The following is an 11,864-nucleotide window of genomic DNA, read 5'->3' on the forward strand; positions in this document are numbered from 1 at the left end:
GTTGCGGGATCGTGCGCGGCGGCTTCGCCTCTCGCACGGTCCGGCGCCGGAACGATATGCCGCGTCGGTTCGCGTGAGTAGCGCTCTCTCGCCCCTTTGCCCCGCACCCGGGTAAGGCTCGCGGCATGACCCGTGCTCCCCTTACGCTCTACAACAGCCTCTCCCGCCAAAGAGAGCGCTTCGTGCCGATCGATCCGGGCAATGTTGGCATCTATTTCCTTGGGCCGACGGTCTACAATCACGCGCATATCGGCAATTTGCGCGCCTACGTCTTCACGCCACGCTGTGGCGCGTGCTGACGTGGAAATCCTCGAAAGCAGCCGGACCGCTTTCCTCTCCCATCACGACATTCGCGACCGGATTGCCGCCTTCACAGTCGGTTCGTCGCGAAGATTAACCAGCGTCCGAAGTTGGGAAGTGGGGCAAGGGGCGTGAGCGTCCGATTATGGGTCAGTATGTGATCAGGCCAAATGTAATGCCGCTCAGCGGCAAAAGCCCGTTGGCGTCCACTGTCCGCCGCCAGGAATCACGAACGGCACCCCTTTCGGCGCGATGATTAAAACCAAGTTCCTGCGGCCTCGAGGCGCAGCCTGCAAATGAACGCCACTTGGCACGATGTATGTGCCACCGGCGCCGATCTTACGCTTGTCGGAGGGCGTTTCCATGCACTGCTCTCCCTCCACGATATAGAACGCTTCGGGTCCCGGATGCGAGTGGACACGTGTTCTCATTCCTGGCGGAAAGATCGCTTCGGAAAAATGAGCGATCACGTGACCGATCGGCAACCTTAACGGGCCTATGACGGCTCTTTCAATGCCGCCTTCCGCCGGCTCAGCGGCCCTGCCCAGTATATATAACCAATATCGCGAATGGGCCGCCGCGACGGCAGCCCGTCTGTGCCTGGACGCTTCCGCATTAGCAGTCTCCAAGGTCGGATACTCAAGAATATGCCAGTAGAGCTTTGCCGGCGCGCCGACGAGATCGAGTTCGCTGGTCTGATAGCAACCCAGCGTCTCACGATCAGCTGGCACCGGAGCGATGCACAGACCGGGGACCGGAGGCACGTCAGATTGCACGATCGTAGCTAACAGCAACATCGACAAAAGCATCTATGCCTCCCATTTTCAGGAACGTCCTGACGCATATCATGCAACCCTCAAATAAGCAGCTGACACCGGGTAGGGAGATGAACGGCTGCTACGTCCCCCAAAGTGATGATGAACGGACGGCCAACAACGCCGGTACCGTATCGTTCGTCAGCGGCTGACCAAGCGCAGCAGGTCGGTCTGGCCATCGACGCCAGCCTTGAGAAAAATCGTCTTGAGGTACTGACGAGCAGTTCCCGTCGAGATGTCCATGTTTGCCGCCGATCGCGTCAGGGTCGCACCTCGTGCCAGTTCTTGAACCAGTTGCGCCTCGCGATGCGTCAGTCCCAGTTCGCTGACTAGCGACGACGGGGAGAGGCAGGCGACCGTTCCAGGGTCGCGCAACTGAACCACGATTCCACCGCCGAACGACGAGCCGGACAATCGATCGCCAGGCATCACGTTCGCAACCAGTGGCCAGCCGGGGAAGCCGCGACCAAGCATCACCTGGAATGGTGCCGTTGCCGCCGCAGCCCTTTCGCAATCGTCGAAGCCACCCTGAAAACTTCGTACCGCGCCTATCGCACGCTGGAGCCGAAGGTCGTCTGCGCGGTTGGCAGCAACTATCCCGGTCCGCGATCGGCGGATACGGTCGCCTCGGGTCAGCGAGGCGTCCGCCGCGGCGTTGACGTGCCGAATGCGGCCATCTGGATCGAGCACGATCACGCCGTCCGGCACCATGTCGAGCGCATCGCGTATTCGCTGCCCCGCAAGCCTGTCCTGCGCCAATCGGCCAGCTATCGCCGTGATAGTGACCAGGTGCGGCAGCGCCGCTGCCAGAAGGGCGACAGCATCGTCCTCGAAGTCAGGATCTGCCGCGGCAGATCTGCAGACCGCCGTCACCACCATGTCCGATGCGTCGCGCTGCAGTCCGTAGACGGCAAGCCCCCCGTCGAGCGGGCGCAACGTGGCCTGGTACATAGTGGTACGGACGATCTCGTGCCGCGGCATCATGTCTGTCATACGAAAGGTGGACCCGGTCGGGACGCTTGCGACCAAATGTCGATATTCGTCCGACCGGTCCAGTCCACCGAACTGCGCCGCGGAGACTGAAGCGAGGTGATGCGATGTGGCGAACATCTCCCCGAAATCGGGTCCCGTTCGCATCACGATGGCATGCGCGGCACCCAAGGCCGAGCAGAGGACGTCGAGCGCAGCAGTCGCCGGCTCGTCTGTCACGAGACACGCGTAGAGATCGCCAACGAGCTTTATGACTGGTGACGCCATTCGATGGGCCTCCGCGGTAGCGCAGTGACGAAAGCTGCTCGCAACAGGGTAGAATGTCAAAATTGGATTGGCTGCGGCCAGTGCGAAATGGGTGCGGCGCTACTCCCATTTGGGAGTGTCGTTGCGCTTGGCCGATGCGCACGATGGCGCGAGGTCGGTTGAGGTCATCAACCGACGTTCCGTCAGGAGATAACCGTCATGAAATCTCGCATTGTCCTACTTTGCTGCCTGCTTTCCGCTGCCGTTCCAAGTGCGTCGTTCGCCGCAACGACTGGAAATCCACTGGGGATCGCCATCGGCAACCTCCTTATTGGCGACTACGGCAGCGAGGGTAAGGTGACGGCCGCTTTCGATCCCGACGGCATGGTCGCAATGACCTTTCCCGATGGAGGAACCGCCAAACAGAGATGGGTCGCGGACGCGAACTTCTTCTGCATGATCGCGACGCCTGCAGCGGATGGCAAGATGGGCTACCGGTGCGAGCGCAACCTGATCCAGGGTAAAAAACTTGGAGAGGTGTGGCCGCAGGTGGACTCAGAAGGAAAGACCGTATCCATCTCCGTACAGAAGCGCGCCCGCTAGCGATCAGTACGATCGTCATAGGATCGAGGGGGGCACATGATGGCCAGTCTTGCTGCAGATAATGCTACCTCACCGAAGAACAGCGGCTTTTTCCTATACAGTTCGCTAGTGATGGCGGCGACGATCGTGGCGGGATTTTCGCTGCAGTTGGGGATGGGGCGCTCGAGCTTCGGATCGCCACCGATCGTGCACGCGCACGCGATCGTCTTTATGGGCTGGGTGGTCCTGTACGTAGCCCAGAACGTATTCGTCGCGCGCCAGGCGCGCAGCCTTCACAGGCAGCTCGGCTGGATTGGAGTAGTCTGGGTCGTGGCCATGGTCGTGCTCGGGACGATCGTCACGGTGCGAATGGTCCGCGCAGGGCATGCTCCGTTCTTCTTCGCGCCGCTGAAGTTTCTTATATTCAATCCGATCTCGCTAATCGCTTTCGCCGGCCTCACCGCAGCCGCGATACGGTTGCGCCGCCACACCGAATGGCACGCCCGGCTACACTATTGCGCAATGGCGAACCTGCTGGGCCCAGCGCTTGGACGGCTCATGCCTCTGCCGCTGCTGATACCCTATGCGTACGAGGCGACGTTCGTAGCGATGATGGTCTTCCCTGCGGCTGGCGCGATAGCGGACTTCCGTACGCGACGCCGGGTGCATCCGGCATGGTGGTGGGGCATCGCCGCACTTGTAGCAACGACCCTAGTCACCGAGGCTCTTTCAAACAGTACAGCCGGTCTGACTCTATATCGTCAGGTCACTGCGGGATCGTCAGGTGCTATGATCGCGCCTCTCTCCTACCCTCCCTGGCCTCCGCTCGCCTGAACGCAACGTGCTCAACAAATCGGCCTGCAGAGATGAAACAAGGTCGCGAATAGTTGGCTTATCGGTCCCGCCGTAATCTGAGCAGTCACAGACTATCGTCAACTGACGTCTCGAACGCCTTGCTGGCTGCAATGCTTTCCAGCATGAGCCCCGCCTCGACATGAACGAAGGGCCGAAGTTGGGAGCCAGGAAAGGGACTTGAGCGTCCGTTTGTGGGTCAGACACCCTTAGATCGGGCAGGCTTAGTCTATCGCTCCGCCGATCCATGGCAGGTCACCGCGCGTTACGCATGGTGTATTGGCCATGCAACACGCATCGTATCTGGTAATGCAGCTCACGGCTGGCGCAGCTGGTATGGCTTCCGCCTACTGCGCATAGACAGTCTTGGGGACTGACTGGCCTCAGAAACGCGATGCGGCTGCAGCGCCGGTCAACCGGAGCCAGTTGCCATGCGCGAACGCCGCCTTGTCAGCTTCGCTCAGACCGCAGCCTTCCAAGAATCGACGCGCGTCGCCGCCCTCCCGGTATTGGTAGGGATAGTCCGTCGAGAACAGCAGCCGGTTCGGGCCGACGACCGCCATCGCTCGCTCCAGATAGTGGGGCAGGAACATGCCACTGGCGGTCACGTACAGGTTGTGTCGCAGATAGTGCGCGATCGGGTTGGACAGGTCCGCGACGCGGTCCATGACCGCCAGGCGTTCCGCGTAGAAGAGAACTAGTTCGCCCCAATGGCCGAGGATCACCTGGAGGTTCGGCAAGCGATCGAACGTGCCTGCCAGAACGAGGCGTAGGAACTGGATGCCGGCGTCATAGTGCCAGCCTAGTCCCACGGTCGCGAAGGCGGCGTCCACGATTGGCGAGAAGCCGGCGTAATAGGCGTCTCGTACCGGCGCTGGTGGTGTGCGGGGGTGCAGCAGCACGGGCACGCCCAGTGCTGCTGCACAATCGAGAACTGGCGCGAATGCCGGGTCGTCGAGGTGGCGCGTGCCAACCCGGCCGCACAGCATCGTGCCCTTGAAGCCTAGCGTCGAAACGCAGCGCTCGAGCTCGATCGCGGCTTCGTCAGGCAAGGACACCGGCAGGGTCGCCATCGCTTGGAACCTGGTCGGGTGCTGTGCGACCGCCTCCGCCAAGGCGTCATTGGTGCGCCGTGCCAACTCCACGCTTTCCAAGCCGAGATCGTGCAGCGCGGGGGTGGTCAGCGACAGCACCTGAACGTCGAGGCCGGTTTCGTCCATCAGCGCGAGTCTTTCGTCCGCGAGGTCGACAAGGCGCCGTCCGAACGCGCCTCGATGGTAGCCGACGCTCGGATCGGCCGCTTCCAGCCCGATCGCATGCCATGCGTGTTCGATCGCTGGCGTCAGGAAGTGTTCCTCGATGCCGATCAGCTTCGTTGCTGGCTCGGTCACCATGGGACCGTGTTCCCGTCGCGATCGAGGAAGGCGAGACCCGGCTTGCCCTGGCGGCCGAGCAGCACGTCCACGATCAGAGGCACGCTATCGTCTACGCCGAACGGCGCCTTTGGCCCGCCGAGCCGGGTTCGTATCCAGCCGGGTGCCATCAGCACCAGTGCGCGGCGATCCTCTGCATGGCGCGCCGCGTAGCTCCGTACGAGTTGATTGAGCGCCGCCTTGCTGCTGCGATAGACCTCGTGAAGGCCGTTGGTGTTGTTGGTGATGCTGCCCTGGCCCGAGGACATGACCCCGATCAGCCCGTCGGGTGCGACCAGATTCCGGCAGGCGTCGATCACGCGCATGGGACCGAGCGCATTCGTCACGAGCACGCGCGCATATTCCTCGGTCGCGATCTCGCCGGCGATTTCGTCCTCCATGTTCGCAGTGCCGGCGTTGACGAACAGCAGGTCGAACACCCTGCTGGCGAGACGGTCGCGCAGCATGGCGATCTGTTGCGGTTGAGCGATATCGACGGTCTTGATCTCGATACGATCGGGATGTGCCTTGGCCAGATCGTGCAGTTCGGTTCGGGCGCCCGCGCGCACGGTGGCGACGACATGCCATCCGCGCTTCGCGAACTCACCGGCCAAACCGAGGCCCAGGCCGCGCGATGCGCCGATCAGCAGGATTGTGCCGGGATTGGAGATGTCTTGGGTCATGGGATGCTCCGAAGTATGTCGGGGCAATATCTACTCGGCCGCGATGAATGCGCCAGACGCAGCGGATGCACAGTATCATTGCACCAGGCGCCTATCGTGTTGCAGCTGGATCGAGCATGGTCGCGGCTATGACCGACCTCGATTTGAACCTGCTTGATGCACTCGACGCACTTCTGTCCGAGGGGAGCGTGACCGGGGCCGCGCGAAAGCTGGGACTGAGCGCGTCGGCGATGAGCCGGACCCTGACGCGGCTTCGCAACGCTACTGGCGATCCGCTCCTCGTCAGAGCAGGACGTGGCCTGGTGCCGACGCCGCGGGCGATCGAGCTGCGCGATGTCGTTCACGCACTCGTGCGCGACGTTCGAACGGTCCTCAAGCCGCCAACTGGCGAGATCGACATGGCGGAGCTCGACCGCGTCTTCACAATCCGCGCGAGCGAAGGTTTCGTCGAGATGTTCTGCGGTCCGTTGGTGGCCGGCATCGCATCGGCGGCGCCTCGTGTCCGCCTGCGCTTCGCGCCGAAGCCCGATAAGAACGCCGAGCCGCTACGCGCGGGGCAGATCGACCTAGAAATCGGAGTACTCGGCGTTTCCGCGCCCGAAATGCGCACGCGCCTCATCTTCCGCGACCGGTTTGTCGGAGCGGCGAGAACGGGGCATCCGCTGCTTTCGGGCGCGATCACGCCCGAGCGCTACGCAGCCTGCCGGCATGTCGCCGCGTCCCGCCGTGGCGCGTTCACCGGCCCGGTCGATGCCGCGCTGGCCGACCTGGGGCTGAGCCGCGACACGATGGTGGTCGTGCCGGGCTTCTCCGACGCCTTGCGGATCGCCAGGCAGTCGGACCTGATCGCGCTCGTGCCCGGTTTGGGTTTTCGTCGCAAAGCACCGGGTGCGGAAGGAATTTGCACGTTCCCGCTTCCCGTTCCTACCCCCGAGATTGCCGTGTCGGCGATCTGGCATCCACGGATGGACGCCGATCCCGCTCACCGGTGGCTGCGAGAGACCGTGATCGGGATTTGCCAAAAGATGGTGCCGGACAGCTGAGGCGGAGGGCTCTGCCGAAGTTCCATCCTCAAGCAGCGCCTCCGACTAACCCACCGGTGCTCAGGCGGTCACGATGCGAAGCTGGTTGAACGGGAGAGCGCATCCCATGCGGCGATCTCGGCTTTCATCGCATCAAGCTTCTGATGGACCACGCCCAGCGCGTCCTCGCCCAGGAACAGGCGTACCGGTGGGGTCTCGGCATCGACTATCGCGAGCAAAGCCTGTGCGGCCTTGGCCGGATCGCCGGGTTGATTGCCGCTCTTGGCCTGGCGGGCTGCGCGGATCGGGTCCATCACGGCGTCGTAGTCGGAAATACTGCGCGGGGTGCGATCCATCGAGCGTCCTGCCCAATCCGTCCGGAACTGGCCGGGTGCCAAGGCCGTCACCCGAATGCCGAAATCCGCCACCTCCTTGCCAAGCGCCTCGGAGATGCCTTCCAACGCGAACTTGCTACCGCAGTAGAAGCTGATCCCCGGCATCGTGATAAAGCCACCCATCGAGGTCACGTTGACGATGTGGCCGCTACGACGCGTGCGCATGCCGGGAAGCACGGCCTTCATCATCGCCACCGGCCCATACACGTTGGCCGCAAATTGACGCTGAAGATCGTCCATCGACGATTCCTCCAACACGCCTTCGTGACCGTATCCGGCATTGTTCACCAACACTTCGACCGCACCGGCGTCCCGCTCCGCTTCGGCCACGGCGGCTGGAATCGCTGCGAAGTCGGTCACGTCGAGGATCAGGGGATATGCACAGCCTGCTGAGAGCGCAGCGAACGTATTGGCGTCGCCCTCGTTCCGCACGGTGCCGATCACGCGGTGGCCGGCGCCCAACGCACCCTCGGCAAACGCGCGGCCGAGGCCGGAACTCACGCCGGTGATGAGGAAGGTCTTGGCGGTGATGGTTGCCACGGGCTAACTCCATTATACTGGGTTTGTATATCATGATATAGATAGCGATATGGCACGGGACAAGACACGGGAGAACATCGCGATCCGGGGTGAGCCCGTGCGCCAACGGGTAATCGACGCGGCGGAACGGCTGCTGCGGAGTGGCAAGGCCGACTTCTCCATGCGCGACCTCGCCGCCGAAGCCAGCGTCAGCTTCGCCACGCCGTTCAATCATTTCGGAAGCAAGGGGGCGATCATGCACGCCCTATCCGAACGTCGGACGGACACGATGGCAATGCGCTTCGCCGAGGCGCGGCATCCGACTGACGCTGCATCCCGCGTGCTGCTCGCTGTCGACACGGCGGTAGCGGTGATGCTGGAGGAACCCGGTGTGAACCGCGCCGTGATGAGCTGGATCGGCACGACCGGCGGTTCGGCGGGTCAGGCCTGGGCGCGCTCTACCGCATTGTGGACGCTCGCGCTGGGAGCGGGCGAGGGCATCCCGGAGAATTGCCGGACCTACGCGCTAGACTGCCTGCCGAGGCAACTCGCCCTAGGGTTTCGCGGTGCCCTGTCGTTCTGGAGCGCCGGCGAACTGTCTGACGAGGCGCTCGGCCCCGACGCACGCGCCGTCGCAAGCACCCTGCTACTGGCTTTTACTGAACGATCAATAATGTTTGTCTAGATCTTGGCACATCTCTGCGGCTTACTATCAGCCCAACATCCTTAAATACGTAGCTGGGGGATTCGCCGGTTGGCTGGGCGCTCCAGTTAACTGCTGCTTACCTTAGTAAAGCCGCCTGTCAGCCGCGCATCACCTCGACGTTAGATGGTTGCAGACCCGCTGAATGCAGCCGTCTCATAAATATGAACGAATGACCGCAGTTGGGAAGCGAAGGAGCCAGCGGGAACGTCCGATACTGGGTCGCCGCAGCCGCAGCCTGATACTGGAATGGGCAAAGCACGCTAGCTAAGCCCTAGCTTAAATCGTTGCCACGATTGCGGATCCTGTACGGTCCGGATCGCTTTGCAAGCGGCCGTCCCTTCCAGCTAAGCTGTACCAGCCCGTCGCTGACTAGCTCGTCGATAGCTTCGTGGACTTTAGGCATTGCGCTGCGCCAATCTTGTGCAATCGAACGGGCCACTTCGCTTGGGCATATCGTCGCCCCCGGTGCGCGACGTTCGAGCAGGGAAAGTGTGGCTGTCTTCGGATCCGTCATTTAGACTGCGTCGACCGTGCACTCTGGCTGGTCAAGCTGCTGTTGGCATTAGGTGCCTTACTCAGGCAGCTCCATCCTACGCGATTGTCAGGTGGATTATACGCCATGCCCAAGCATACGCCGATCTGCAGCCCGGCGGAATCGGAGACGCGACTTTTCGCACGGTCGGGTTCGTTTGTGGGAAAGCGTCCGCCAAGCGGACCACAGTGGCGACGGCTTACGCCGTTGCCTTGCAACGAGAACGATCGAACCAGAATCGCTTTGCTTTATGATCGTAGACCAGTCGCTGTCCTATCATGGCGTTGATACCCAAGATCATCGCTGGGCCCTTGCCAAACCCGAAGCTCTCGAACACCGGCAGATCGGCCACTCGAACGGTAAGACCGTTAACGTAGCGACCTGCAAACGCGACCAACTTGACCTCGCCCTCTTGCGTTTCCATCGCTTCCGATGCCGCACCGTAGAGCGTCGCTCCGCGTCGGAAAGACGAGCTATCGAGATGAGCTGCGCGTGCGAAAGCAGAATTGATTTGCGTCCCACGCGAACCGGTATCGAGCACGGCAATCCCGGCCGCGCCGTTCACGGTGACGGGTAATGTCAGCTGCGTTCCGTCAACGACCGTCCCTCCCTGGATCATTACCGCATCTTTCGTGAGGATTCGGCGCATCGATACAGGCCTTGGCAGCAGAGTGACCGCACGACATGGAAAATCGAAGATCGCTATCGCACCGTCCATCAGGTCGTTGCCTGTAATCCCGGCAGCGATCTCTGCGTCCTTGCGGTCTGGCAAACCGGTGACGGCAACGCCGCTGATCGTGCGACCGTCTACGGTGATGCTATCGAGCCGGTAGGTCGGCATCATCGCCGCCCCAGTCATGCCCTCCACGCTGATCGACGCACCCGGTTTCAAACCCTGCTGCTTGGCGAACCACTCATAGACATGTGATCCGTCCGCCCCGGTGTCGAGGATGAAGGGAACGGTCCCCTTGCCGTTGACGAAAGCCGGCACGACTAGATGGCCGTTCCCGGCCGGGGTCAGCGGGACAGATGATCCGGCATAGGCGTTGAGCAGGACGCATGAGATTGCAATCGCCGAAATCGGACGCATGGGTTTCTCCATTATTGAGGGTGAGAGTGCGGGCTGACAGCCGCTAGTTCAGGTGCCGGTCGGGGTATCGGGGTCGTGTTCGAGAAGGTCGCCGGGCTGGCAGTCGAGGTGCCGGCATATCGCCTCCAGCGTCTCGAAGCGGAGTCCTTTGACCTTGCCGGATTTGAAGAGCGATAGGTTGGCCTCCGTCGCGCCGATCGCGCGCGCCAAGTCCTTCGATCGCATCTTTCGCCTCGCGAGCATCACGTCGAGCCGAATGACGATCGCAATCAAAAGAACCCGGCACGGTCGCGCTCGATCTCCGAACCGAAAGCGACGACGTTCACGAATGCGAATAGAAGAATGCCAAGGACGGCCGCATCGAGCTGGCGAAGTTCCAGCTTGACCGCGACGGGGCTCATACCAGCCAAATAGAGGGTGGCATGGGTGATAAGCGGGACGACGGCATAGGCGATGAGCGCCCATCCGATCCGGCGTATCAGCACTTCATTGTCGGCCGTGAAGATCAGGCGGCGGGCATAAAGACGGAAAAGGCCGATCAGGTTGGACAGGACCACCAAACCGGGGATCAGGCGCAACGTCAGCAGACCGGCCGCCAGCGTCGATTGCCAGATCGCATAGCGTGAAATCGCTACGAAACCGGTCGGTATTTCCGTCGGATCGTCGTGCGCGACGATAAAGGAAAAGCCGCCGTTCATCATGCCGGCGCGATCACCGACACGAAAGAGCAGCAAGAGAACTTCTAGGGAAGCGGTCGCCGCCATCAGCGCCATCACGGCGCACGCGATAAAAAAGAACAACCGTCCCCGGCGAGCAAGCGTATCACTCGCTGCGGGAATTTTGCCACTGCCCGCCTTCGTCTGATGCCGAATCATGCTGCCTCCGCTCAGGCAGTCTGTGCAGGACAAATTATCTCAAAACAATAATTAGTTTCAATGGCGGTCGAACGACGGTTTTCTCGAAACAACATCCTTTTTGAGATAGGCCGCAGCGTCTGCCGACGTCCGCTAACACCAGCTGCCTTCCCAATAGCGGACGTTCCGCTTTCTTCCCATTCCGGACATGCCCGGCCGGCGGATAACCTCTACGCCGCAACCACACGTTTCCGCGGGTTTCGGCGCATGCCGTACCCGATCCCGCGACATCAATACCCCGGCCGCTTACGCCCATTCATGGACGTTGAACCGGGCGATCTGCCGTCCCGAAAGCGGTCGTTCAGGCGCGCGACGCCGGGCTGCAGTCACTCATATTTAAAGTTCCAGCTCTTTTCCCGAGCGGCCTCGCCGTTGATGAAGAACTGCATCTGATCGAGCGCACCGTCCGGATGGACGATCAATTCTCGTTCATTGATGAAATCCACCTGCGCGGACTCTCTCGTGGGATCGGCGTCCCAGACGAGCGTCAACCTGTCTCCCGGCTCCAACTCAAAGCACTCAGGCCAAGGCTCTACCGACACGTAAATGGGTCCGTCTTTCTTATTGACGAACGTCTGCTGCGTCTTGGCCATCCCAAAGACATACGCCCGCGAGTTATGAGCGCCAAGGTCTGCTTACCGTATTCTTGCAACCGAAAGCACACAGTCCGCTTTCCTCCCCAAAGCGGCCATTCCGCTTTCGCCCAAAAGCCAACGTGCGCGGGCCTCGGTTCAGTTCCCGATTGCGGACGTTGGCCGGAGGGTGCAGCCTTGCGGTATGCAGCATGGTTCAATCGTCGCATTCTT

14 protein-coding genes and 1 pseudogene are annotated in these 11,864 nt (G+C 61.7%); 5 read left to right on the forward strand and 10 right to left on the reverse strand.

From position 1 onward, the window contains the following. Nucleotides 1–125: 125 nt before the first annotated feature. A pseudogene (locus tag C8J43_RS10440) lies at nucleotides 126–307 on the forward strand (cysteine--tRNA ligase); the annotation flags it as partial. A gap of 175 nt (nucleotides 308–482) precedes the next feature. Here the strand turns inward: C8J43_RS10440 and C8J43_RS10445 are convergent. Both C8J43_RS10445 and C8J43_RS10450 read right to left on the reverse strand, forming a co-directional pair. After that, complete coding sequence (locus C8J43_RS10445) at nucleotides 483–1,109, reverse strand: cupin domain-containing protein (RefSeq protein ID WP_133030860.1); 627 nt, start codon at nucleotides 1,107–1,109, stop codon at nucleotides 483–485. A gap of 147 nt (nucleotides 1,110–1,256) precedes the next feature. After that, complete coding sequence (locus C8J43_RS10450) at nucleotides 1,257–2,066, reverse strand: helix-turn-helix transcriptional regulator (RefSeq protein WP_165899602.1); 810 nt, start codon at nucleotides 2,064–2,066, stop codon at nucleotides 1,257–1,259. 504 nt (nucleotides 2,067–2,570) lie between these two features. On the opposite strand from C8J43_RS10450, the gene C8J43_RS10455 reads away from it, so the two are divergent. Continuing rightward, entirely contained in the window at nucleotides 2,571–2,954 is a 384-nt protein-coding gene (locus tag C8J43_RS10455; protein WP_133030862.1) for a hypothetical protein, read from the forward strand. Nucleotides 2,955–3,065: 111 nt separating this feature from the next. Then, on the forward strand, nucleotides 3,066–3,767 hold the full coding sequence (locus tag C8J43_RS10460; protein WP_133030863.1) for a hypothetical protein: 702 nt from the start codon (nucleotides 3,066–3,068) through the stop codon (nucleotides 3,765–3,767). 401 nt (nucleotides 3,768–4,168) lie between these two features. Here C8J43_RS10460 and C8J43_RS10465 read toward each other — a convergent pair whose 3' ends face one another. Both C8J43_RS10465 and C8J43_RS10470 read right to left on the reverse strand, forming a co-directional pair. Then, complete coding sequence (locus C8J43_RS10465; RefSeq protein WP_133030864.1) at nucleotides 4,169–5,179, reverse strand: amidohydrolase family protein; 1,011 nt, start codon at nucleotides 5,177–5,179, stop codon at nucleotides 4,169–4,171. Continuing rightward, complete coding sequence (locus C8J43_RS10470; RefSeq protein WP_133030865.1) at nucleotides 5,173–5,880, reverse strand: SDR family oxidoreductase; 708 nt, start codon at nucleotides 5,878–5,880, stop codon at nucleotides 5,173–5,175. The genes C8J43_RS10465 and C8J43_RS10470 overlap by 7 nt, the downstream gene beginning before the upstream one ends. Before the next feature lie 116 nt (nucleotides 5,881–5,996). Between C8J43_RS10470 and C8J43_RS10475 the strand changes: the two genes are divergently transcribed. Then, nucleotides 5,997–6,923: a LysR family transcriptional regulator gene (locus tag C8J43_RS10475; RefSeq protein WP_243645509.1), complete on the forward strand. Its 927-nt coding sequence runs from the start codon at nucleotides 5,997–5,999 to the stop codon at nucleotides 6,921–6,923. A 68-nt stretch (nucleotides 6,924–6,991) separates the two neighbouring features. Here C8J43_RS10475 and C8J43_RS10480 read toward each other — a convergent pair whose 3' ends face one another. Beyond that, nucleotides 6,992–7,837, reverse strand: a complete 846-nt coding sequence (locus C8J43_RS10480) for an oxidoreductase (protein ID WP_133030866.1) — start codon at nucleotides 7,835–7,837, stop codon at nucleotides 6,992–6,994. A 49-nt stretch (nucleotides 7,838–7,886) separates the two neighbouring features. On the opposite strand from C8J43_RS10480, the gene C8J43_RS10485 reads away from it, so the two are divergent. Continuing rightward, entirely contained in the window at nucleotides 7,887–8,501 is a 615-nt protein-coding gene (locus tag C8J43_RS10485; RefSeq protein WP_133030867.1) for a TetR/AcrR family transcriptional regulator, read from the forward strand. A gap of 292 nt (nucleotides 8,502–8,793) precedes the next feature. Here the strand turns inward: C8J43_RS10485 and C8J43_RS10490 are convergent, their stop codons facing one another. From C8J43_RS10490 to C8J43_RS10510, 5 genes are all read right to left on the reverse strand, one after another. Continuing rightward, nucleotides 8,794–9,036: a DUF3253 domain-containing protein gene (locus tag C8J43_RS10490; RefSeq protein ID WP_133030868.1), complete on the reverse strand. Its 243-nt coding sequence runs from the start codon at nucleotides 9,034–9,036 to the stop codon at nucleotides 8,794–8,796. Nucleotides 9,037–9,253: 217 nt separating this feature from the next. Continuing rightward, complete coding sequence (locus C8J43_RS10495; RefSeq protein WP_165899603.1) at nucleotides 9,254–10,144, reverse strand: aspartyl protease family protein; 891 nt, start codon at nucleotides 10,142–10,144, stop codon at nucleotides 9,254–9,256. 48 nt (nucleotides 10,145–10,192) lie between these two features. Then, on the reverse strand, nucleotides 10,193–10,414 hold the full coding sequence (locus C8J43_RS10500; RefSeq protein ID WP_133031398.1) for a helix-turn-helix transcriptional regulator: 222 nt from the start codon (nucleotides 10,412–10,414) through the stop codon (nucleotides 10,193–10,195). Next, a complete protein-coding gene (locus tag C8J43_RS10505) occupies nucleotides 10,414–11,019 on the reverse strand; it encodes a hypothetical protein (RefSeq protein WP_133030870.1) in 606 nt (201 codons plus the stop codon). Before C8J43_RS10505 ends, C8J43_RS10500 begins: the two co-directional genes overlap by 1 nt. Nucleotides 11,020–11,384: 365 nt before the next feature. Beyond that, nucleotides 11,385–11,651 carry a hypothetical protein gene (locus C8J43_RS10510; RefSeq protein WP_133030871.1) on the reverse strand — a complete coding sequence of 89 codons (267 nt, stop codon included), beginning with the start codon at nucleotides 11,649–11,651 and terminating at the stop codon, nucleotides 11,385–11,387. Nucleotides 11,652–11,864: the final 213 nt, after the last annotated feature.

This window comes from Sphingomonas sp. PP-CE-1G-424 (genome assembly GCF_004341085.1).
Classification (GTDB): Bacteria; Pseudomonadota; Alphaproteobacteria; order Sphingomonadales; family Sphingomonadaceae; genus Sphingomonas.